Source organism: Phytobacter sp. (genome assembly GCF_059074235.1).
Genome location: NZ_JCACPZ010000006.1, coordinates 555,360 through 576,323 on the forward strand (window position 1 = coordinate 555,360; position 20,964 = coordinate 576,323).

General features: G+C 51.0%; 20 protein-coding genes. 8 read left to right on the forward strand and 12 right to left on the reverse strand.

Annotated elements, in window-relative coordinates; all coding sequences use genetic code 11:
- Positions 1 to 17: 17 nt before the first annotated feature.
- From AC5JPW_RS17310 to AC5JPW_RS17325, 4 genes are all read right to left on the reverse strand, one after another.
- Positions 18 to 488: a phage tail protein gene (locus tag AC5JPW_RS17310; RefSeq protein ID WP_494242298.1), complete on the reverse strand. Its 471-nt coding sequence runs from the start codon at positions 486 to 488 to the stop codon at positions 18 to 20.
- A gap of 77 nt (positions 489 to 565) precedes the next feature.
- The gene (locus AC5JPW_RS17315; RefSeq protein ID WP_494242300.1) at positions 566 to 2,125 is read right to left on the reverse strand and encodes a phage tail sheath family protein; all 1,560 of its coding nucleotides are present in this window, start codon (positions 2,123 to 2,125) and stop codon (positions 566 to 568) included.
- Between the two features lie 580 nt (positions 2,126 to 2,705).
- Complete coding sequence (locus tag AC5JPW_RS17320) at positions 2,706 to 3,488, reverse strand: hypothetical protein (RefSeq protein WP_494242302.1); 783 nt, start codon at positions 3,486 to 3,488, stop codon at positions 2,706 to 2,708.
- Positions 3,489 to 4,073 carry a Pvc16 family protein gene (locus AC5JPW_RS17325; RefSeq protein ID WP_494242304.1) on the reverse strand — a complete coding sequence of 195 codons (585 nt, stop codon included), beginning with the start codon at positions 4,071 to 4,073 and terminating at the stop codon, positions 3,489 to 3,491.
- Between the two features lie 376 nt (positions 4,074 to 4,449).
- Here AC5JPW_RS17325 and AC5JPW_RS17330 point away from each other — a divergent pair, with 376 nt between their 5' ends.
- Positions 4,450 to 5,805, forward strand: a complete 1,356-nt coding sequence (locus AC5JPW_RS17330; RefSeq protein ID WP_494242306.1) for a hypothetical protein — start codon at positions 4,450 to 4,452, stop codon at positions 5,803 to 5,805.
- Positions 5,806 to 6,331: 526 nt separating this feature from the next.
- On the opposite strand, the gene AC5JPW_RS17335 is transcribed toward AC5JPW_RS17330, so the two are convergent.
- The 7 genes from AC5JPW_RS17335 to AC5JPW_RS17365 are packed head-to-tail and all read right to left on the reverse strand — an operon-like array spanning position 6,332 to position 12,797.
- Positions 6,332 to 7,570 carry a Zn-dependent hydrolase gene (locus tag AC5JPW_RS17335; protein ID WP_494242308.1) on the reverse strand — a complete coding sequence of 413 codons (1,239 nt, stop codon included), beginning with the start codon at positions 7,568 to 7,570 and terminating at the stop codon, positions 6,332 to 6,334.
- Positions 7,567 to 8,049 (reverse strand): L-2-amino-thiazoline-4-carboxylic acid hydrolase, encoded by a 483-nt coding sequence (locus AC5JPW_RS17340; RefSeq protein ID WP_494242309.1) that lies wholly within the window; start codon positions 8,047 to 8,049, stop codon positions 7,567 to 7,569. The genes AC5JPW_RS17335 and AC5JPW_RS17340 overlap by 4 nt, the downstream gene beginning before the upstream one ends.
- A gap of 17 nt (positions 8,050 to 8,066) precedes the next feature.
- Positions 8,067 to 9,224 carry a branched-chain amino acid ABC transporter substrate-binding protein gene (locus tag AC5JPW_RS17345; protein ID WP_494242311.1) on the reverse strand — a complete coding sequence of 386 codons (1,158 nt, stop codon included), beginning with the start codon at positions 9,222 to 9,224 and terminating at the stop codon, positions 8,067 to 8,069.
- Between the two features lie 25 nt (positions 9,225 to 9,249).
- Positions 9,250 to 9,972 carry an ABC transporter ATP-binding protein gene (locus AC5JPW_RS17350; protein ID WP_494242313.1) on the reverse strand — a complete coding sequence of 241 codons (723 nt, stop codon included), beginning with the start codon at positions 9,970 to 9,972 and terminating at the stop codon, positions 9,250 to 9,252.
- A complete protein-coding gene (locus AC5JPW_RS17355) occupies positions 9,965 to 10,732 on the reverse strand; it encodes an ABC transporter ATP-binding protein (protein ID WP_494242315.1) in 768 nt (255 codons plus the stop codon). Before AC5JPW_RS17355 ends, AC5JPW_RS17350 begins: the two co-directional genes overlap by 8 nt.
- Positions 10,729 to 11,838, reverse strand: a complete 1,110-nt coding sequence (locus AC5JPW_RS17360; protein WP_494242316.1) for an ABC transporter permease subunit — start codon at positions 11,836 to 11,838, stop codon at positions 10,729 to 10,731. Before AC5JPW_RS17360 ends, AC5JPW_RS17355 begins: the two co-directional genes overlap by 4 nt.
- An 8-nt stretch (positions 11,839 to 11,846) precedes the next feature.
- Positions 11,847 to 12,797 (reverse strand): branched-chain amino acid ABC transporter permease, encoded by a 951-nt coding sequence (locus AC5JPW_RS17365; protein WP_494242318.1) that lies wholly within the window; start codon positions 12,795 to 12,797, stop codon positions 11,847 to 11,849.
- 169 nt (positions 12,798 to 12,966) lie between these two features.
- Between AC5JPW_RS17365 and AC5JPW_RS17370 the strand changes: the two genes are divergently transcribed.
- A complete protein-coding gene (locus AC5JPW_RS17370; RefSeq protein WP_494242320.1) occupies positions 12,967 to 13,902 on the forward strand; it encodes a LysR substrate-binding domain-containing protein in 936 nt (311 codons plus the stop codon).
- 31 nt (positions 13,903 to 13,933) lie between these two features.
- Here AC5JPW_RS17370 and AC5JPW_RS17375 read toward each other — a convergent pair whose 3' ends face one another.
- Entirely contained in the window at positions 13,934 to 14,824 is an 891-nt protein-coding gene (locus AC5JPW_RS17375) for a LysR family transcriptional regulator (protein WP_494242322.1), read from the reverse strand.
- Positions 14,825 to 14,920: 96 nt separating this feature from the next.
- On the opposite strand from AC5JPW_RS17375, the gene AC5JPW_RS17380 reads away from it, so the two are divergent.
- From AC5JPW_RS17380 to AC5JPW_RS17405, 6 genes are all read left to right on the forward strand, one after another.
- Positions 14,921 to 15,718, forward strand: a complete 798-nt coding sequence (locus AC5JPW_RS17380) for a substrate-binding periplasmic protein (protein WP_494242324.1) — start codon at positions 14,921 to 14,923, stop codon at positions 15,716 to 15,718.
- Complete coding sequence (locus tag AC5JPW_RS17385) at positions 15,715 to 16,506, forward strand: amino acid ABC transporter ATP-binding protein (protein WP_494242326.1); 792 nt, start codon at positions 15,715 to 15,717, stop codon at positions 16,504 to 16,506. The genes AC5JPW_RS17380 and AC5JPW_RS17385 overlap by 4 nt, the downstream gene beginning before the upstream one ends.
- Positions 16,506 to 17,183 (forward strand): amino acid ABC transporter permease, encoded by a 678-nt coding sequence (locus AC5JPW_RS17390; RefSeq protein WP_494242328.1) that lies wholly within the window; start codon positions 16,506 to 16,508, stop codon positions 17,181 to 17,183. Before AC5JPW_RS17385 ends, AC5JPW_RS17390 begins: the two co-directional genes overlap by 1 nt.
- A 4-nt stretch (positions 17,184 to 17,187) precedes the next feature.
- A complete protein-coding gene (locus AC5JPW_RS17395; protein ID WP_494242330.1) occupies positions 17,188 to 18,600 on the forward strand; it encodes an MmgE/PrpD family protein in 1,413 nt (470 codons plus the stop codon).
- A 193-nt stretch (positions 18,601 to 18,793) separates the two neighbouring features.
- A complete protein-coding gene (locus AC5JPW_RS17400) occupies positions 18,794 to 20,260 on the forward strand; it encodes an FAD-dependent oxidoreductase (RefSeq protein ID WP_494242332.1) in 1,467 nt (488 codons plus the stop codon).
- Positions 20,261 to 20,271: 11 nt separating this feature from the next.
- The gene (locus AC5JPW_RS17405; protein WP_494242334.1) at positions 20,272 to 20,964 is read left to right on the forward strand and encodes an SDR family oxidoreductase; all 693 of its coding nucleotides are present in this window, start codon (positions 20,272 to 20,274) and stop codon (positions 20,962 to 20,964) included.

Genomic DNA, 20,964 nt, shown 5'->3' on the forward strand with positions numbered 1-20,964 from the left:
GCGCCTGATTGTATAAATCAGACGGAGATCTCTAACCCTTCATGGGCAAGTTCAATCGTTTCCACCGCCACTTCATTACTGTCCGATTTTAAATCGGTGCCGGTCACTTTTGTCGGCCAGGCATTTTTTAGCTTCCAGCTCATCACTGGCGCCCCACTTTCATCTAATAAGTTTATCGTGATGGCAGTTCGGGCTATGGTGTTCATTTTGATCTTGGAATACCAGGTGTAGAAATTATTATCACCTTTAAAAATACCTTTCTTAAGAGTGATATTACCGCTTTTTATCAGCCCTGGCATTTTTATGGTCGAAAATACGGGACTATTACCAGCCCGGTATTCAATGGGCTGAGCTTCTGAATCAAGACCTGAAACTTCCTGAAATGCTGACACCATTCCAGCGCCTGCTCCGCCATCCCATTTCACTTCGAAATGAAACTTTGGCATTGGCCATACTGTTTCGGATTGAGCTGAACCATCATCTGCCATGGGGGTCTCCTGAAAAACTATCCACGTTATACTTGACGATATTGAATGCTAACCGCATAGAGACACTACGTAGAAATCTACGACTCCTGCATTTTTTGCTGGAAGGTGATCTCGATAAACTCGGCAGGTCGTGCGATAGCGACTAATACGGTAATACGTAAAATGCCTTCCAAAATATCATTAGCGGTCATGGTTTTACCCAAACCGACGCTTACAATGTAAGCTTCTCCCGGAGTTGAACCAGCTAAACCACCTCGTTTCCAGATCCCATACAGGAAGTTACCTAGCATACTTTCCATGGATACCCAGGTATTGGCAACGTTGGGCTCAAAGACATACGCTTTCGAAGCAAGCCTGATTGATTCTTCTAACATAATCATCGTGCGTCTGACGTTTATATAACGCCAGTCCAGACTATTGCCATCCAGTGTTCTTGCACCCCAGACGAGCGTGCCTTCACCAATAAACGGCCGAATAGCATTAATTGATTTACCTTGGGTTGTGACGTTTAAATCTTCCTGCTCATCATCACTGATATTTACGGTTGGTGAGACAACCGCGTTTACGCTGACATTTGCAGGTGCTTTCCATACGCCGCGAGAGTTATCAACCATGGTATAAATACCGGCCATTGCCGCGGAGGGGGGCAAAATATTTTGCTGGAATTTGATGTCCGCCATAATGGTCTGGTAAAGCGGGCTTATATTAAAAAGGATCTTGTGCAGCAATACCGCATCAGGGAGCGAGAGTTCAGTACTAAGCTTAGCGATTTCATCCAGCATCGACTTTTTGCGTGTGGCTCTTAGTTTGTTACCACCGGTACTGAGCTCCTCTTCGGAAAGCCCCTCTAAGTCACTAAACATTGCGGCAACTTCGGTATTCAGCAGTTCAACAAGCTTATCTAAATTACTGACATTGCGAAAACTGACGTCGCTGTCCTGGACGATTGAAGTATTTAGCCACGGATAATAAGCAGAAGCAAAGTCGAGATAACTGGTACCAAGCTTAGATCGGAAATTCACAATACAGTCACCATCAGGGTGCTGGCGATCTTTATAACCGTTCCAGATATCTAAAATGGCAACGCGATTTTTCATTTTTCCACCGCAGTGGCCAAGCATAGCTTGCTCTACATTGATACAATCATCCTCCGCCAACTGGATGGCTTCAGGGATGATGAGCATGGTGGGTTCAGCTTCTTTAATGAGAGGGAGAATACCCCCTTTTAATACTCCAGCATCAATATCATCAGCGTAACTGCCAACCGAGACTATATAACAAGCACCGCCACCATTTTGGAAGAAAAGCAGCATGCTGTAGTAAAGATGATGCCGGGTGTTTGATTGCGTAATCTGGTAGGTTTTCCCTGCCTGCTTAAATGCTTCTCTGCTACTGGTGTCGGGGGTTTTGCTGATTTCGGCTATTTCAAATATATGCTGAGGTTCACCGCCAAAATATTGACGGTATTCAGACATTGATGTAATACGCCATGGCTGATTACTTAAGGACTTGCCGCCATTGTCGGCTTTTTCCGTATGCCCAATAAATGCTGGAACTGAAGTCGCAACTTCTACAACAGAGTTTGGAAATGCATTCTGCTCAACAATATAGACACCCGGTGTTTTCATTACGCCCATAGTGTGGACCTTCAGTTAATTAGGTGGCGACCATGCCCAACTGTTAACACACAGGAATAAGCACTGTTAAGAAAGGCATTCAATAAGAACTATCTGACTGACTAAATGCTGATATGTCTTGTATAGCGTTTGCAGTGTTTTCTGTCAACTGCCGATGTCGAGAAAACTTAGCCACTGTTTTAACTTGTATCAATATAGTAGAACTGTAACATTTTCATTGTCCATTCAGTAATTGTTGACTGAGGTGTGGTTATTGACGAACTGAGATGAATGATATTATATACATCCGTGACAATTCGACGTTTGTATTTAAGTGGTGCTTAAGTAAAGTATGACCAGGAGTCAAATGACACCGGCGTCTTAGCGCATTGCCGAAATATTGGTATTACGGCATTTTGCAGTTCTCTCGAATAATTGTAAGACAATGGATTAATTTGCATTTCAGTGCCAATTTTAAATTTTCTAAAACAAGGTGGCTTGAATTTAAAATGTAGAGCAAGCTTCAAAATCTCGTGGTTTGTATTTAAACTTAACGATTTTTGTCATTGAATTGAGTGCGAAATTATTTATTGTCACGACATCAGTTGACATAAATGTGAGCGATATGTTTTTGATTTCCGTCGATGAGTGATGTTGATATGTTTGCTGGGATGGGCGAGGGGAGTGAGTTAATTATGATTTTTCTGTCGGTTAACAATGAGAATGGTTGAGTATAAATCTTCCTCAAAGGGATTTCGTTGTTGGACAGAAACACTCGCATCATTTTATCCAGGGCCTGTTCCCGATCTTGTTCAGTAAAGGATGGATCGCCCTCGCATAGAGAAGGAATGTTGTACTCTTTTTCTGCATTTAAATTAAATATATGATATTGCCAATAAACCGATATGGCACTGTAACAAACGGTGAGAGACTTTTTTTCTAAGTTAAGACGTTCCTGTGGGATGTGTATGTTAAGAATACTAATTAGGTTCCTGTTATGGGCGTTTACCTCACTTGATTGATTACTGTCACCCCAATTATCTACGTTTAGATTGAGTGTTTCGCTCTGAGTAAAATCTGCATCTATAGTTGAAATGTCAAATATATCAGGCATTTTAGTAATGCTTCGGAGCAGTGGGTCAGCAGCCACGAGATAAAATCTTAAATTAAACTCTTTGGTCAAGTTAACCTGATCTCTAAACAACTCGGTATCGACAATCAGCTGTGCATAACCATGCTTGGATCTTTGAAGAATACCGTACTGTCGGAGTAATGTTGCGGTATTCCCGTCAGGAAAGATATCGAACGGTGCAAGGTCATCTTTACGCGTATTGTAGTAATCATGTTTCACGCTGATGGTTAAAATAGATTGATAATTCGTCATTTAGGAGTCTCTTTTTGCCATAGAGGTATCGGATACATGGATGCTGCCCACCTGCGATAGAATAGCCTCGCTGTCAGGGATAAGTGCTCGGACTTTATAAAGACATGATGGCAGGTAATGTGAGCCGAATATCCCCCACAAATGGCTTAATTGTTCACCGGGTATAGACTCGAGTTCCATGTTGATTTGCTCAATATTTTTAGGCAGATCCGGTGAGTTTTGGCGACTAAAACTGTTATTACGATTGAAAAATGCGAGTAAATGAGAAAGCACCTTTAACCCGTCAGAGTAGTGATTGGTACTGAAGTTGGCCGCGATAGTCACTGTCAGGGTAATAAAAAGCGGTTTCGAAGATAGAGATGTCCTTGTGCTATTGGTGTGATAATCCTGCCGATAACTCTTTGAAAATGAATCTTTTTCGATATTGCTAACGAAAATGAGGATCTTATTTTTTATTTTATCTGATTGTGACCCGTCAAGATCTATCGGGGGAGAGACGATCACCAGGTCGTCTGACAAATCAAAAACGCTTTTTATTGATAGGTTCATCCTTTCTTTTAAGTATTCTAAGCAAAGATCTAGCATGAGATATTCCTGATTAAGAATAGAAGATGACGATGCGAATTGAGATTTTATAGCTATAACGCATTTGCTGAAGGTTTTACAACCATAAACAACGTTATGCGTGACTCCGGCACAAGTGATCCGGGCGACAACGGCGGGGGACATTAGTGAAGGGTATTGAAAATTTAGACAGCACAAGAAACTTGCTATAATGGAGTCGTTACGTTGCTGTTTTAGAGGTTAATCGCCAGGAAAAGGTGCAACGAAAAACTACTCAAAGCAGCTGTCTTACAACATGAAAAACGATGATATGGCAAAGACCCGTATCATTAACCTCGGTCATGTCCTGGTGCATTAGACATTGTATAAAGCTAAAGAAAATTTAGAGGCATAAGATATGTATGCACAACCAGATAAATTGCAAAGAGATCAAACCAGGACGGCTTCTCATGCAGTTGCTCAGAATAAAAATAATAAAAAACAAGGTTTTGTATTTGAGGATAACCGCTCCGGTGTTGCGATACAAAGGCAGTGGGAGATATTCACGGAACAGGACTTTGCCCCTGTCGAAAATGAGAGAGTGCAGATGCCTGGAATAATGCAGAGGGCCACGATGAGTTACCCGGGCAATGTTATTCAAAGATCTGCTGTTAGTGATATCGTAATGTTGCTTTTAAGACCAGCGCCAAACCATGTTGAAAGAACCGGAAAATTCAAAGTTGCAGCGCGTCTTGAAAGGATAAATAATGAACTCAAAGTAGCAGTTGATGATGATAAACGTGAACGCCTTGAAGCGTATAAGAGAATATTAATAAATGGTAACTCATTTGACGCCAGGGTTCGTGCGCATGAGTTGGCAAAAAAACTACCAACTGCAGATCTCAAGAGAATTCCGGATGTACAATATAAAGAAAGCTTAGAAGGAGGTAAAAAACGTGTCGAGTTTGCAAAAGAAAACAGTGGCAAAGTGTTGGGGGATACAAGAAATAAGATAAATAATGAGCAGGCCAAAAAATTAATTGCGAAAATGACGGCTGCAAAGGTAACTTTTAACTTTGACTATAACGCGGCAAAAAACTGGTCTATGCCCAGTATGTTAAATTCTTTTGAGGTATTAGAACATCATAATATAATGGCGGGGAATTTGAAAGGTCATGTAGATTCAAGAGATAAGATAGAACATGAGCAATTTGGTATTCCGAGAGGAATGGATGATGATATTGAAAAAATCGTTGGCGATGAAGCACAAGCCAGGGCATTAAACAAGAAAGTGTCGCCTAATTTAAGACCAAAGTATGCAGCGCTAAATTTTGCTGGCTATCATCAAGGTGCTGCCCCATCGACTTATTATGGGAATAGTCATATGCAATTTAAAAATACAATTAAAAAAAGGTGCACGATTACTGGCGGTGACAGTTTGGGTGCGGCTGGCGGACTGGCTGGTTTGGCTTTTCCATTAACCGAGGATGGTATAAAGGGATTAGTAGAATACTGTAGTAGAGAAGCAGGAAAAGGAGGATATAGATGGCACTCTTTAGATACTCAAGGACAGGATGAAATTAATACTTCCGGTGAAAATGCTGACAATCCTGATTATAATTTTATTGAAGTGCAGATACATGGCGATGTTATTTATGAGGTTGATATTGCCAAAATTGTTATAGCAAGTTCTGAATTAAATGGGGAAGCTCCTGATCAGGCAATAAAAAATATGAAAAAAATAACAGAGGTAGGTAATGTAGTCGTTGAATAGGTTATTTTTAACAAACAGGTTTTTTTCGCAGCGCTCATGGGTTACTTGTTTCAGGTGTTTCAGGAGGACAACTAGTTTTCCTGGTTATGAACATAAGATGACAAAAAAAATCAATCTGCGCCAAGCACAGAAAAAGATCAAGGGATTGCTATGGTCTTCAGGAAAAACGATAGGTAATAAATAAGAAGGAAATCCTAAGATATTAAACCGTCACAACGGGATCAAAACCGGAAATCTCAAAAAGTGCGTGGAACTCAAACGGGTGTGCTTACACTGGAACTGAGAAGCACATTTATAAAATGCGGAGCGCCCGGTTTCCCGACTCGGCGATTGTCAGCGTAGTTCACCAGGACGCACTGGCCGCATTTCATGAAAACCTTTTGCAACTAACCCCTGCGCGCGCAAGTATTGTATTGGCATGCTGGAAGTGGCAGGGCAGTGGATGACGTAACTTGTGGCCATATCTCATCGGCAAATATTAAAAACCAACGCAAATCAGGGCGACGATAGACACGTCGCCCGGCGGTTATTCGCGTTCATTTGCTGCTGCAAGCAGGGTATGCAGCAACACATTGGCTCCTTTTTCTGACCACGACGGCAGGATATTTTCCGCTTCGTTATGGCTGATGCCTTTCTCGCAAGGGATAAATATCATGCTTGCCGGGGCAATGGCATTCAGGTAACAGGTGTCGTGACCTGCACCGGAGACCATCGTTCGCCAGGCATAACCCAGTTGCGTCGCGGCGTGCTCAATGCGTTCGCTACACTTCGGATCAAAGGCAATCGGAGCGTAGTCAAAAATCCGCTCTACGCGTGCATTCAGCAACTGCGCCGCCAGTGCCTCTACGGTCTGGTAGAGTGCTTGCTCCATACTTTCCAGCGCCGCCGTCTGCGGGTGGCGAAACTCCACGCTACAGACAACCTTGCCGGACACAACATTGCGCGAATTTGGCGTGTTCTGCACCATGCCGATAGTTGCGCGGCCATCAGGTACTTGCGTGAGGCCAATGGTTTCAACGGCCAGAACCAGCCGGGCAAAACCGGCCAGAGCATCACGGCGACTGGTCATGGGTGTGGTTCCGGCATGCGCGGCAAACCCCTCCAGCGTGACGGTATACCAGCGTTGTCCCATCGCGGCGCGCACAACGCCAATATCGATGCCTTCTTCTTCCAGAATGGGCCCCTGTTCAATATGTACTTCATAACAGGCATGCAGCGGGAAGGCGCGGGTTGGCTGTGTGCCACGGTAACCGATGGTTTGCAGCGCTTCACCGACGCTCACTCCAGCCTGATCCTGGCGGGAAAGGGCAAAATTCTCACTAAATTGCCCGCTCCACACGCCGGAAGCCAGCATCGCCGGGGCAAATCGTGCACCCTCTTCGTTAGTCCAGTTGACCAGCAGCAGATCCCGCTCGGTCTCAATCAGCCGATCGTTAAGTGTTCGCAGTACTTCCAGCCCGGCCAGTACGCCGTAAATACCGTCGTAGCGACCGCCCAGCGGCTGCGAGTCCACATGCGAACCGGTGAGCACCGGTAGCAGGTGCGGGTTTTTACCGGGGCGACGAATAAACATATTGCCGAGCGTATCCACCTCACACTGGAATCCTGCCTGTAACGCCCAGTCGCGCAGCAAATCACGGGCAATACGATCTTCGTCACTCAGGGCCAGTCGTGTAACGCCACCAGCGGGGGTGGCACCAATCCGCGCCATGGTATTAAGGGATGACCACAGTCGTTCGGCATTCACGGTGATGACTTCACTCATGGCTTGTCCTTTTTCACGCGATAGCGGAAGTCGCAGCAGGGCGCACCCTGCATCACTGTGGTGGTGCGGGTCAGTTCAACTTCCGGCGCATAACCGACGATAAATTTTTCATCTCTGGCGCAGGAGAGCAGATGCCCAATTTCGCCGAGTCCCATTTCGTGATACATCTCGGCGTACCGGCAGCGAGTGACATCATAGTTATAGTGTTCGTCGTCGTTATCAATAACCCTGACATCCAGTGCGTTGTCCTTCTCCCACAGGTATTGCAGGGCGACAAAACTGCGCAAATCCGCACCCTGCGGTTCATTGCGCGCAAACTCCGCTCCTGCAGCTACCGCCGCCTGTTCAATGGCTTCGCCGATAATTGCTTGCGCTCGGTTTTTCCCGATTTCGCGGACCAGGATGTCATAAATCGGTTTAATAATTTCAGCTTCAATCTTGCGGCGGGCGAGGATGCCCAGCTCGTTATTATCACTCATCACATTGCCTCACTACATTACTTTGCTGCTGCGCCACCTAATACGGTTTGCGGCTGCCACTTGCCATCCACTACCTTGTAAACGGTGAACGACGGTGCTTTCAGATTGCCCTCTTTATCAAAGGCGATTTGTCCGGTTACGCCGGAATAGCTGATAGCGCGCAGTGTCGGAAGATACTTAGCAGGATCGACGGAGTCGGCCTTTTCCATTGCCGCTACCAGTACACGGGTTGCGTCGTAAGCAAAGGGTGCATGCAATTCGATATGGGTGTGGTAGCGCGACTGGTAGGCCTGCTCAAATCCTTTTCCCCCCGGCATCTGATCCACCGGCAAACCCGGTTCCAGCGCCACCACGCCATCGCCCTCTTTTTGTGCCAGTTGCAGGAAGGTCTGGCTGACAAAACCGCCAGCGCCCATTAACCGTGCGTTGAGACCCAGTTGTTTGATGCGGCGCGCCAGCGGTGCGGCCTGACTATCGACGCCGCCAAAGAAAATCAGATCAGCATTTTTACTGCGGATCGCGGTCAGCACGGCGCTGAAATCGACGGTTTTGTCATCCACATACTGGCGGTCAACAATCTTCACACCTTGCGCTTCCAGCGATTTAATGAACTCATCCGCCAGCCCCTGACCAAAGGCCGTGCGATCGTCAATCACTGCAATGCGTTTTGCTTTCAGCGTTTGCAGGGCGTACTGACCAGCGAACTGGCCACCATCATCGTCATGTCCCATCACGCGGAAACTGGTGTCGAAGCCCTGGCGGGTGTAGGCATGCCCGGTCGCTACCGGTGCGACCTGCGCAATGCCGGCATCATGGTAAACACGGGCCGCCGGGATGCTGGTGCCGGTGTTCCAGTGACCCACTACGCCTGCGACACCACTGTCGACCAGACGCTGCGCCACGGCAACGGCGGTACGCGGGTCGGATTGATCGTCCTCAGACTGTAACTTGAAGGTGACCGCTTTGCCGCCGATCACCGGATGTTGGTTATTGATGTCGTCAATGGCTAACTGCGCGCCATTCTCCAGATCTTTGCCAATGCGCGCAGATGGTCCGGTTAGTGGCCCGGCCAGACCAATCAGCACGGTTTCGCTCTCCTGGGCACCTGCTGGTGCAGCAGATAATCCGGCAAGAGCAATGGCAGTACTGAGTAGGCTAAGTGTTATTTTTTTCATGGGGGATCCCTGGTGTGGGTTGTGGTTAAACGGGCATTTCGCCCAGGTATATTTGCGCAATGCTGTCATCAGCCAGCAGTGCGCGAGAGTCGCCGTGATGGACAATGCTGCCGCTGTCCATCACCCAGGCGTTTTCGGTGATTTCCAGCGCTAGTCGGGCATTCTGCTCAATCAACAGCAGGCTGACGCCTCGAGCGCGCAGACTGGCAATGACGTTAAAAATGTTTTCAACCATCAGTGGCGCAAGACCCATCGAAGGCTCGTCGAGGATCAGGAGCCGTGGCTGGCTGAGCAGCGCACGGTTGAGCGCCAGCAGTTGTTGTTCACCGCCTGAAAGCAGTCCTGCAAGTTGATGCTGTCGTTCGCCAAGGCGCGGGAAACGGTTAAAAATGTCGTCGATATCGTTGCGTACTGCGCGGCTATCTCGCCGCAGCCATGCACCCATTTGCAGGTTTTCGAGTACTGTCATACGGGCAAAGATGCCGCGACCTTCCGGTACCATAACCAACCCAGCGCGCAGCAACGCTTCCGGCTTCTGTTTTGCCACTGCGTGCCCTGCGAAAATTATCTCACCGCGAAAAGGCTGTAAGCCGCTGATGGCGCGTACGGTGGAGCTTTTCCCGGCACCATTGGCGCCGATCAGCGTGGCCTGTTCACCTTCATGCAGGGTGAAGGTCACGTTGCGCACGGCCTGAATGCCGCCATAGTGCACATCAAGTTGCTCGACGTGCAGTAAAGGTTCAGCCATGTTTATGCCCTCCAAGCCAGGCTGCGATCACGTTTTCGTCACTGCGCACGCTTTGTGGAGAGCCGCTGGCGATCACTTTTCCGTGATCCAATACCGTGAGCCTGTCACAGATGCCCATTACCAGTTTGACGTCGTGTTCAATCATCAACAGCGTTTTGCCGTTATTGCGGATGCGTTGCAGCAGCTCACCAAGCGCCACTTTTTCGGCGGCGTTCATGCCTGCGGCAGGTTCATCAAGTGCCAGTAGGCGAGGTTCGGTGGCCAGCGCGCGGGCGATCTCCAGCCTGCGCTGGTGACCATAGGCAAGGTCGCAGGCGCGGTAGTGGGCGAACTGTGCAATGCCAGTGAATTCCAGCCAGTGCCAGGCCAGTTCGCGGGTTTGCTCTTCCTCCTGGCGTGCGCGGCGATGACGGGAAAGTGCTGCCCACAGGCCATTGCGGGTACGGACATGGCGGCCCACCATGACGTTTTCCAGCACCGACATGTCGTTAAACAGGCGCACATTCTGGAAGGTGCGAGCAATCCCTGCACGGGTGACGTTTTCTACATTACGTGGCGAGTAGGCGATGCCATTGAGTGCAAAGTGGCCGCTGTCGGCACGATACAGACCGGTTATGAGGTTGAAACAGGTCGTTTTTCCTGCACCGTTGGGGCCAATCAGGCCGTAAATTTCCCCGGGCATGATGTCCAGGGCGACGTTATCCACCGCCTGCACGCCGCCAAAGCGTTTACTCAGGTTGCTGATGGTAAGCAGCGTCATGCTTTTATCTCCGTATGACGGGCAGGCCAGAGGCCGGCAGGGCGCAACAACATGACTAACACCAGCGCCAGGCCGTAGAACAACTGACGCAGGATCTCCGGGTCAATCAGCACGCTGCCAAACAACGCCTGTTGTACCGGCGCGGCCTGGCTGCGTAACAGTTCCGGCAGGGCGGTCAGCAGTACCGCGCCGAGAATGACGCCGGGAATATGTCCCATACCGCCGAGCACCACCATTGCCAGCACGGCAATGGATTCCTGCAAGGTGAAGGATTCCGGTGAGACAAAGCCCTGAAACGCTGCAAACAGCGCACCGGCCACCCCGCCAAAGGACGCGCCCATGGCAAAGGCCAGCAGTTTGTAATTGCGCACATTGATGCCCATCGCCCGCGCCACGTCTTCATCTTCACGAATGGCATGCCAGGCACGGCCAATTCGCGAATGCTGCAAACGCACGCAGATGGTGATAATCAACACAATCAGCAGCACCAGCAGGTAGTACCACAGCCACAAAGAGGGGATTTTCATGCCGAACCAGTGCTGTACGCCGCTGAATTTCATGCCAAACAGTGACAGCGTATCGACGCCCGAAATGCCCTTTGCACCATTAGTAATGTTGATCGGGCGGTCGAGATTACGCATCAGGATGCGGATGATCTCGCCAAATCCGAGGGTGACAATTGCCAGGTAATCACCACGCAATTTTAGCGTTGGCGCACCGAGCAAGATGCCGCAGATTGCTGCCAGTAGTGCAGCCGTGGGCACAATCAGCCAGTATGAGGTGTGTAAGCCGTCCGGCAGCCAGGACTGCAATAGCGGAAAGGCGTCCAGCAGGTGCGGGGAGGCCAGTAATGCCGCCAGATACGCCCCCACGGCATAGAAAGCGATGAATCCCATATCCAGCAAACCGGTGAAGCCCACCACGATGTTCAGGCCGAGCGCCAGCATGATATACAGCAGGGCGAAGTCGATTATCCTCACCCAGTAGTTGCCACCGAGCTGCCCGGCGACCACTGGCGCAATCACCACGGCGATAATAAACAGTGCCAGACCTGCCTGTAGTCGGCGTGATGAAGGGGCGGGGGTATGTAATAACGAAGTTGTCATGATCTCTCCTACGCCCGATGCGCTACGCGCTCGCCAAGAATGCCCGCCGGACGGAATACGAGGACGAGGATAAGCACAATGAAGGCGAACACATCTTGATAATTGCTGCCGAAGACACCGTTGGTCAGCTCGCCGAGGTAACCAGCGCCCAGTGTTTCGATGATGCCGAGAAGTATGCCGCCGAGCATGGCTCCGCGAATATTGCCGATACCGCCGAGAACCGCTGCTGTAAAGGCTTTGATACCAGGCAGGAATCCCATAGAGAAACTGGCATTACCGTAGTTACTGGCCATCATCACGCCAGCCAGTGCGGCAAACAGGCCGCCGATTGCAAAGGTGAGGGTAATGATGCGGTTGGGGTTGACGCCCATCAGGCTGGCGACACGGGGATTTTCTGCCACTGCACGCATACCGCGCCCTAGGCGGGTAAATTCGACCAGCGCCCACAGGCCAGACATCACCAGCAGCGCCAGTGCAATGGTGACTATTCCGGTCACGGTGATGATGGCGGGAGGGTGGACGTCGCTTCCATGTGTCACGGCAATCGGATCCATGGGCAGGATTTGCGGAAACATCAGTGGGTTGCGGCTCCAGATAACCATCGCCACGGTTTGCAACAGCACTGACACGCCGATACCGGAAATCAACGGTGCCAGACGTGGCGCGTTGCGCAGGCGGCGATAGGCGAAGCGTTCAACCGCCATCGCCAGCAGGGCGCAAACCGCCATGGCAACCAGCAACGCCAGCGTCAGACGCGCCAGTGGTGGCATGCCTGGCGCGGTGTGCTCCAGCCAGTTGAGGCCAGACAGTGTCGTCAGTGCGCCGACCATCAAAATATCGCCATGGGCGAAGTTGATGATGCGCAGAATGCCATACACCATGGTATAGCCGAGGGCGATCAGGGCGTAGATACTGCCCAACATCACGCCATTAATGAGTTGTTGTATTAGGGTGTCCAAAATGGGTCCGACAAATTGCTCAATTTGCCGCTACCTTCCAACAATTGAATTTAATTGTGAAATACAGATATATTATTTCTTATGATTTTTATGAATTCATTTAAATAATTGTTTTAATTGTATTTTATTTGATGGGCACTATGTCATTCAACGCTAAAGAAATCATCATATGAGAAAAACAGAACAATATTCAGAGCAGGGGGAGCCCGTATCGGCAGTGCTGGCTAACGATCCGCCACTGCGTGCAGTACGTGCCTTTGAAGCTATTGCCAGGTTGGGGAGCATCTCACAGGCGGCAAAGGAACTGGCGATCTCGCCGTCGGCGGTCAGTCACCAGCTGCGCGTGCTGGAGGATTTTTTACAGATACTGCTTACCGAGCGTGACGGACGGCGTCTGATCCTCAGCCAGCAGGGGCGGGACTATTATCGTTCGATTCGTACTGCGTTTAATGTTTTGCGCCAGGCGACGGAACACCTTGTCGAGCAGGCGCAAACCCGACAAGTCACCATCAGTTTGATTCCGCTGTTTGGCATGGGTTGGTTTATTCCACGTCTTCCGGCGTTTATGCGCGCTAATGCACAAACGGAGATTAACGTGGTTTACGCCAACCATCGCAACTACCTTAGCGATGCGGCGGATATGTCAATCCGTTTTGGCAATGGTCAGTGGGCGGGATATCAGAGTGAAGCATTGATTTCAGGCAAAATGGTTCCGGTGGCCAGCCGGAGCTTTTTGCGTTTGCACGGGCATGTGGATACCCCGGAGCAGCTGTTACAAATGCCTCTACTGCATGATGAGGAGCGCACGACGTGGTCGCAGTGGTTTTTACAGCAGAACGTCCGGAGACCGCCGAAACCCAGTGGGCCGCTGTTCGAGGACGGCTTGTTGACACTGGCGGCCGTTCAGGCCGGGCTGGGTTGTGCACTGATGCGTGAGCCGCTGATTGCGCCTTATCTGCAAAGTGGTGAACTGGTGAAACTGTTTGACCTGCCGGTTGACGACGGACGCAGCTATTATCTTTGTGTTCGTCAGGGCAGCGAAATGACCGAAGAGGGTATTTCTCTGTACAACTGGTTACGTACAGAAAGTGCCCGATCAGCATAAATAGTCGGGGCTGGCCTCAACGCCTGTTTTCTTAAAAAGCGGTCTCTGCCATCAATGCTTTCATCACCCTGACAAACTCCTCTCCGGGTTGGGACATGACGCTATGACCATCAGACACTGCAACCACTGAAACGCTGAGCGCCGGTTTGAACGGGCGTACGACTAACCCTGTCACATCACAGCCCTGTAAAGAGAAACGATCAACGATAGTCACACCGTTATTATGCCTGACCATATTAATCGCTATGCTGTAGCGGTTGGTTTCTATGGCAGCGACCTGGCGTTGGCGAAACTCGGGTACGGCCTCGGCGATCATGGCTACCAGCCTGGCGTCGGTAGTAATAAATACCAGCTCGCGAGGTTCAATGTCTTGCCAGCACACCTCGGCCTTCGTTGCCAGCACATGTTGCTCCGACAACACGCATACCATCTCTCCCTGGCTAACCATAAGCTGGTTTTCGCCTTGCTCGGAGCCAGGTTTAACCACAAATCCAAGGTCGTAGCGACCGCCTTTAACCGACTCTTCGATCTCGTTATTCAGGCACATATCTGCGACGATGCCATAGTCGGGGAAGGTCTGACGAAAACGTGCGACAGCAAGGGGCAATAGGTTTAACGCTAATGCCGGCGTAGCGCAAACGCGTAGCTGCCCAACGCGATATTGGCGGATATGTTCGATAAAACGCTCAAAACGCAGCCTGTCGAGATAAACGCGCTGCGCTTCTTTATACAACTCGGTGGCCTCGCGCGTCGGCTGCATTTTGCCCTTGTACCGCTCGAACAGGCTAAACCCCATCTGCTGCTCGATGAGTGACAAAATTTTACTGACCGAAGGCTGCGACATCGCCAGCTGTTGCGCGGCCGCTGTCACAGAACCGAGCTGTACTACACTAATGAACACTTCAAGCTGCTTCGGAGTCATAGCCATTTCCCATATAAAGATATACGATTTTTGCATTTTTAAATGCATGCAGTTGACGTTATAAAATTGACAACTATATTCACTTAAGGGCATAAAATGAAATTGTTCAAAGCACGTTTGATGTCGGCCTTATTGCTGATACCAGGGATTTTTCTTACACAAACCACGGCGCAAGCTGCGGAAGATATTAATACTATTCTGCCAGATCATGTTATTCGCGTCGGTGCGGTTAACGCGCCGCCGTGGTATCAAAAAGATCTGCAAACCAACCAGTGGACCGGTCTGGTTCCCGATGTGGTGCAGGCGATATTCAAAAAGACCGATATAAAAATTGAATACGTCGACACGCAATGGGGCACTGCGGTTGCTGGGTTGCAGTCAAATCGTTTCGATATTCTGGGTGGCTTTAATAAGACGCCGGAAAGGGCAAAAGCCGCTGATTTTACTCGTCCAATGGGCGCTCATCAGATGGGCATCCTGACGTTAGAAAAAGAGACGAAAAAGTATCAGAACTGGGCGACGATTAATAATCCGCAGACCCGGCTCGCCGCGATTGATGGTTCAGCGGCGGTGACGCTGTTGCAACCTCAACTGGACAAGGTGCAGTGGGTTATTGTGCCAGATAGCGACAATATGCAATTGCAAATGGAAAGCGGTCGCGCAGATGCTATCGTGACCAATGATATCCAGATGTCACAGTACATTCAGAAACGACATCAGGGCACCATGGTGATCCCTGAGCCCGTTAAGGAGCAGGCGACTAATATCGGTTTGCGTCAAAACCGTCCCGAGCTACAAGCCTGGCTGAATGGTCAACTGGAGCAACTGGAGAAAGACGGCACGCTGAAAATTATCTGGCAAAAATATACTCATCCGGCTAATTCCCCCAAATGACTGAACAGGCCTCTTTGCCGTTACTGAAAATAGAAGCGCTTAGCAAATCGTTCTCAGGAAAAAAAATCATTGATAACGTGACCTTCGAGGTTCGCCCCTCGGAGGTGATCGGCGTTATTGGCCGCAGCGGCGCGGGGAAATCGACCCTGTTACGCTGCCTGAATATGCTGGAGACGCCCGATAGCGGTCACATCTGGCTCGGCGATGAAGAGATCGGTTTTTTCGGCACTGAAAGAAAGCCGGTGAAGCAGCGCACGTTGGCGCGTCAACGCGCATCGATGGCGATGGTGTTTCAGCATTTTAATTTGTGGCCGCATCGTAGCGTTTTGCAAAATATTATCGAAGGGCCAGTGCAGGTGCTCGGGGTATCACGAAAAGTCGCCACTGAGAAGGCTATGGCTTTACTCACTCGCATGGGTTTGGCAGAAAAAGCGGCTGATTTTCCGATTCAACTCTCTGGCGGCCAACAACAGCGCGTCTCCATTGCTCGTGCGCTGGCAATGGAACCTCGGGTGATTTTGTTTGATGAACCGACTTCTGCTCTGGATCCCGAATCTGTCGGCGAAGTGCTCGCCGTTATCTCTGAATTAGCAAATACCGGCACCACGATGATCGTCGTCACTCACGAAATGCGTTTCGCGCTTCAGGTGTGTCGCTCTCTTTTGCTGATGGATAATGGGAAACTGGTGGGTAAGGCTACCCCGCAAGAAATCTGGACCCAGCCTGACAACGCTGAATTTCGTCACTTCATGGCGCTGTCGGGTGTGACGGCGAAGGATCTACTCTGATGCCGGTTTACCACTGGGACTTCTCAATACTCTTTCAGTATCGCGCCATTCTTGCTGACGGGATTTTCACTACGTTTAAAATCGTACTCGCTTCAGTCACGTTAAGCATTATCGGCGGTGCCTTACTTGCACCATTGCGGGGGGCGTCAAAAGCGCTTATTCGCTTGCCGACTCAGGCGTTGATCGAAGTGGTGCGTTCAATCCCACCGCTGGTGTTGATTGTCTGGGCGTTCTACTGCCTGCCGATTTTGTTTGGTCTGACGATGTCTGCCTGGCTGACTTGCGTGCTGGCGATTTCGCTCTACGGCAGCGTGTTCTTTGCCGAGATATTCCGCTCCGGGTTGCAATCGGTCGATCACGGTTTGGTTGAGGCAGGGCTTTCTGTCGGTATGTCACCGTTGAAAGTGTTGTTTCGCATAACTGGTCCGGTTGCCTTTTTGCGTATATTGCCCGCCTTTGTCAGTCAGTGCGTTATGTCGATCAAGAATTCGGTACTGGCGAGCTATGTCGCTACTGGCGAAGTGCTGTATCAAGCACAACGACTGAGTACCGCTACTTTCCGACCGCTGGAAACACTGACTTTTGTCGCCGTGTTTTTTGTAATAACTATCCTGCCCTTGTCACTACTGGCGAGCTATACCGAACGTCGGATCCGTGCGCGCTACTTTAAGCGTTGAATAAATGATGAATATCACCTCCACACGCCAGTTAATTAACTTCGCCAAAACGTTACAAGCACAATCGATCCCAGTAGCGGTTCGCCATAAAGTCAGCCTGCATTTACTGGATGGTCTCGGCTGTGGCTGGGCAGCAAGCCAGCATCAAAGCAGCGCGTCGGCTATTCGCTCTGCCCGCCAGTTTGGCGGTCAGGGAAATTGTAGCGTATTTGGACAGACCGGATTTAGCCCGTCAGCGGCGGCTTTTAGCAACGCAACGGTGATAAATGGTCTGGATCATGATGACGGCGTGGAAATTGATGGTAAAGGGCTTGGTCACCCTGGGGCGACATTAATTGCCGCCGCAATGGTTGCTCTGGATATCAGTCCCGCACTGATTAGCCACGAGACGTTGATAACCGCGTTAACAGTGGGCTTTGAGGTTAACAATCGTCTTATCCACGCCATCCAGCCAACGGCTGAGCGTTTTAATCAGGTGTATGGCGTTGCGCAGCATCAGTCAATTGGCGCTGCATTAGTTGCCGGGCTTCTTTTGGGACTGGATGAACACCAGTTACATAACGCTGTAGGACTGGCTGCAACATTAACGCCGTTGCCCAGCTTGCATCAATATAACTGGCAACAGCGGCCATTGTTATCGCTCAAAGATGCCGTTGCACCGGCAGCTCAGGCTGCGGTGCAAGCCGTCATTATGGTGCAACATGGCTTGAGCGGCAGCCTGGACGTGCTCGATGGTGAACAGGGTTTTTGGCGCATGATCGGCTCAGACCAATTCGCAAAGAACATCCTCACTGATTCTCTTGGCAGCCACTGGTATGCGGAGTATGGCAGTTTTAAAATCTATCCAGCCTGTCGCTGGCTGGCCTGTGCATTAGAATCAATGGACGCCCTCATTCAGCAAACTGGCTGGTTGGCTAAGGAAATCCGCTCTGTAGAGGTCTATACCTTCCCGCGCATTGTCGACGATATGATGGATTATCGTCCGCAGACCGTTACTGATGCGCAATTCAGCCTCCCCTGGACCATGGCCGCAGTCGCGGCCGGGCTCTTACCCGGTGCAGACTGGTACACTGAACAAAATATGCAAAATCCGGAGTTGCTGGGCCTGGCGGATAAAGTCACAGCCTTTATCGATCCGGATTTTACCGCTCGAATGACTGGCCCGGCTCGCCAGCCTGGCGCACGCGTGGTGTTGACGCATGTAAATGGCAATCGCTCGGTAGAAGAACGTTTTAAACCATTGGGTAGCCTCGAACGCCCCATATCCGAGTCAGATGTTATTGCCAAGGCGCGCCTGAACCTGCGGGGGCAAAACGTTAATGCTGAGGCGCTGCTTACACGTGTGATGCAACAGCACGGAAGCGATCGAGTACTTTATTCTTCCGCCGCGGGGCTAACAGCCGCATTAATTCAATGATCTTAGCGGGTGAAATGTTTATCTTTTCCGGGGCATGAAAAAATCTCTGGCCTCATTCATTTCACATCCGTCACCACGCCCCGCATAGCAAAAGTCTGCATTAGGCTAGCAATATAAAATCGTAGTTGCCCTGGCATCGAAGTGCTATCACTCAGCAAATGACTGAATGCATTGACACAAAAGGATAACGACGATGTCACTTTCTTCTTCATCATCGGTCGCGGCAGAGCAGGGGCTTGTCGCGCTGCAAGCCCGAATCAAACAAGATCTGGAGTGGCTGGCGCTGCCTGCTAAACGCTGGCTGCCGCCACAATCTGACGCCCAGGCGCAGAACGTGGTCATCATTGGCGCAGGCATGGCGGGTCTGGCGGCGGCGTTCGCACTGCGCCTGCAGGGCATTGACGCTGTGCTGTATGACAAAGCGCCCAAAGATTACGAAGGTCCGTGGGCGACCACCGCACGCATGGAAACGCTACGTTCTCCTAAACAACTGACCGGACCGGCGCTGGATATTCCCTCGCTGACGTTTCGTGCCTGGTATGAAGCGCAGTTTGGCTATGAGGCCTGGGCGGCGTTAGACAAAATTCCCCGTTTGCAGTGGGCAGACTATCTTCGCTGGTATCGTCAGGTGTTGGCGCTGGATGTGCGTAACGATCACACTTTAACGGACATCAATGCACAGGATCCCAAACGTGTCGACCTGACCTTTTCACATCACGGTGAAACCCAGCGGGTGAGCGCACGCAAAGTGATCCTCGCCATTGGGATGGATGCCTTTGGTGGGCCTGCGATCCCGGATTTTGTGACCGATGTACCGAAGCAATATTGGGCGCATTCGGAAGAAGCGATTGATTTTACTGCACTTGCTGGACGCCGGGTGGCAGTGGTTGGCGGCAGCGCTACGGCGATGGACGTCTCTGCCACGGCGCTGGAAGCCGGGGCCGCAGGCGTTGAACTGCTGATCCGTCGCCCGGATTTCCCCCGGGTGAACCTGTCGAAAGGGGCGGGTAACCCAGGGCTTGAATCCGGTTACTATAACTTGCCGGATGAGTGGAAATGGCGGCTGGCCCAGCATATTGCCACCGTCCAGACGCCACCACCGCACGGCAGTACGCTACGCGTGTCGCGCCATCCCAATGCCTGGTTCAATTTTAACGCCCCGGTCGAGCGTGTCGAAACCCGGGGAGAAGGCCTTGTCATTCATACGCCGCAGGGCGAAGTACCTGTAGATTTCCTGATCCTCGCCACCGGATATGCCCTGGACTGGGAGGCGCGTGCGGAATTTCATACGCTGGTGGGGCAGGTAAAAACCTGGGGCGATGCCGACTGGCAGCCACCCGCTGATAACCAAAACGCGCAGCTGGCTAGCTACCCTTATCTGGGGGCCGATTTTGCGTTTCAGGCCAAACATGGCGATGCCCCGGCCTCGCTGGCGCGGTTGCACTGCTTTAGCTACCCGGCGCTGCTCAGCAATGGTCACGTCGTCGGCCTCATTCCCGGTATCAGTCAGGGCGCGCGTACCCTGGCACAAAACATTGCCGGGCAGCTTTATCACGAGGATCGCGAACACCACTATCAGGCCATTATCCATTTTGATGATCCCGAGCTGTTGGGTGATGAGTGGCTGCCTGCCGTACCTTATGCCTGGCGCGAACGCTAAGGAGCGGTCTTATGCCTCAGAACACGCAGCAACGGCCGGTAGCCGTGGTTACCGGTGGCACCAGCGGCATTGGGCTGGCGATTGCCCAGGCCCTGATTCGCGATCATCAGGTCTATGTAATTGGTCGTCGGCCGGTGGCCTTTGAAAGTGAGGAACACGCGCATCTGATTCCGGTGAGCCTGGATATCCGCGACAGCGGCGCAGTGGCGGATTTTGTCGCCACGTTGCCGCGCCTGGATGTGCTGGTGCACTCCGCCGCGGTTGCCCTGCCTTATCGGGTCTCGGAGGCCACGCCGGAGGTCTGGCAGCACCATTTTTCCATTAACGTTTTTGCCCCTGCCGAATTGACGCGCCTGGCGTTGCCGAAGCTGCGCGACAGCCGGGGGCAGATTGTGTTTATCAACTCCGGTTCAGGCACACGTGCGCTGGCCGGTCATACGGTCTATTCCGCCAGCAAATTTGCCCTGCATGCGCTGGCGGAGGCGCTACGCAATGAGGAGCGGGAGCAGGGGGTTCGTGTTGCCACGGTTTACCCCGGTCCGACCGATACGCCCATGAACCGCCCGCAGCACGGGGACGATCCGCTTACGCGCAGTTCCCCGCACTCTATTGCCAGTGCCGTACGTATTATCGTTGATACCAGTGAGGATTCGCAGGTGACTGAGGTCGTTGTGCGCCCGCGTCATGACCCTGCTGCACGTTGA

What these genes read in the sequence shown, in the direction of transcription:
- AC5JPW_RS17335 (WP_494242308.1), bottom strand. Translation starts at nt 7,570, where the DNA reads ATGAGTGAAGTCATCACCGTGAATGCCGAACGACTGTGGTCATCCCTT.
- AC5JPW_RS17355 (WP_494242315.1), bottom strand. Translation starts at nt 10,732, where the DNA reads ATGACGCTGCTTACCATCAGCAACCTGAGTAAACGCTTTGGCGGCGTG.
- AC5JPW_RS17395 (WP_494242330.1), top strand. Translation starts at nt 17,188, where the DNA reads ATGATGAATATCACCTCCACACGCCAGTTAATTAACTTCGCCAAAACG.
- AC5JPW_RS17385 (WP_494242326.1), top strand. Translation starts at nt 15,715, where the DNA reads ATGACTGAACAGGCCTCTTTGCCGTTACTGAAAATAGAAGCGCTTAGC.
- AC5JPW_RS17320 (WP_494242302.1), bottom strand. Translation starts at nt 3,488, where the DNA reads ATGACGAATTATCAATCTATTTTAACCATCAGCGTGAAACATGATTAC.
- AC5JPW_RS17360 (WP_494242316.1), bottom strand. Translation starts at nt 11,838, where the DNA reads ATGACAACTTCGTTATTACATACCCCCGCCCCTTCATCACGCCGACTA.
- AC5JPW_RS17390 (WP_494242328.1), top strand. Translation starts at nt 16,506, where the DNA reads ATGCCGGTTTACCACTGGGACTTCTCAATACTCTTTCAGTATCGCGCC.
- AC5JPW_RS17375 (WP_494242322.1), bottom strand. Translation starts at nt 14,824, where the DNA reads ATGACTCCGAAGCAGCTTGAAGTGTTCATTAGTGTAGTACAGCTCGGT.
- AC5JPW_RS17345 (WP_494242311.1), bottom strand. Translation starts at nt 9,224, where the DNA reads ATGAAAAAAATAACACTTAGCCTACTCAGTACTGCCATTGCTCTTGCC.
- AC5JPW_RS17330 (WP_494242306.1), top strand. Translation starts at nt 4,450, where the DNA reads ATGTATGCACAACCAGATAAATTGCAAAGAGATCAAACCAGGACGGCT.
- AC5JPW_RS17405 (WP_494242334.1), top strand. Translation starts at nt 20,272, where the DNA reads ATGCCTCAGAACACGCAGCAACGGCCGGTAGCCGTGGTTACCGGTGGC.
- AC5JPW_RS17350 (WP_494242313.1), bottom strand. Translation starts at nt 9,972, where the DNA reads ATGGCTGAACCTTTACTGCACGTCGAGCAACTTGATGTGCACTATGGC.
- AC5JPW_RS17340 (WP_494242309.1), bottom strand. Translation starts at nt 8,049, where the DNA reads ATGAGTGATAATAACGAGCTGGGCATCCTCGCCCGCCGCAAGATTGAA.
- AC5JPW_RS17315 (WP_494242300.1), bottom strand. Translation starts at nt 2,125, where the DNA reads ATGGGCGTAATGAAAACACCGGGTGTCTATATTGTTGAGCAGAATGCA.
- AC5JPW_RS17380 (WP_494242324.1), top strand. Translation starts at nt 14,921, where the DNA reads ATGAAATTGTTCAAAGCACGTTTGATGTCGGCCTTATTGCTGATACCA.
- AC5JPW_RS17310 (WP_494242298.1), bottom strand. Translation starts at nt 488, where the DNA reads ATGGCAGATGATGGTTCAGCTCAATCCGAAACAGTATGGCCAATGCCA.
- AC5JPW_RS17400 (WP_494242332.1), top strand. Translation starts at nt 18,794, where the DNA reads ATGTCACTTTCTTCTTCATCATCGGTCGCGGCAGAGCAGGGGCTTGTC.
- AC5JPW_RS17370 (WP_494242320.1), top strand. Translation starts at nt 12,967, where the DNA reads ATGAGAAAAACAGAACAATATTCAGAGCAGGGGGAGCCCGTATCGGCA.
- AC5JPW_RS17325 (WP_494242304.1), bottom strand. Translation starts at nt 4,073, where the DNA reads ATGCTAGATCTTTGCTTAGAATACTTAAAAGAAAGGATGAACCTATCA.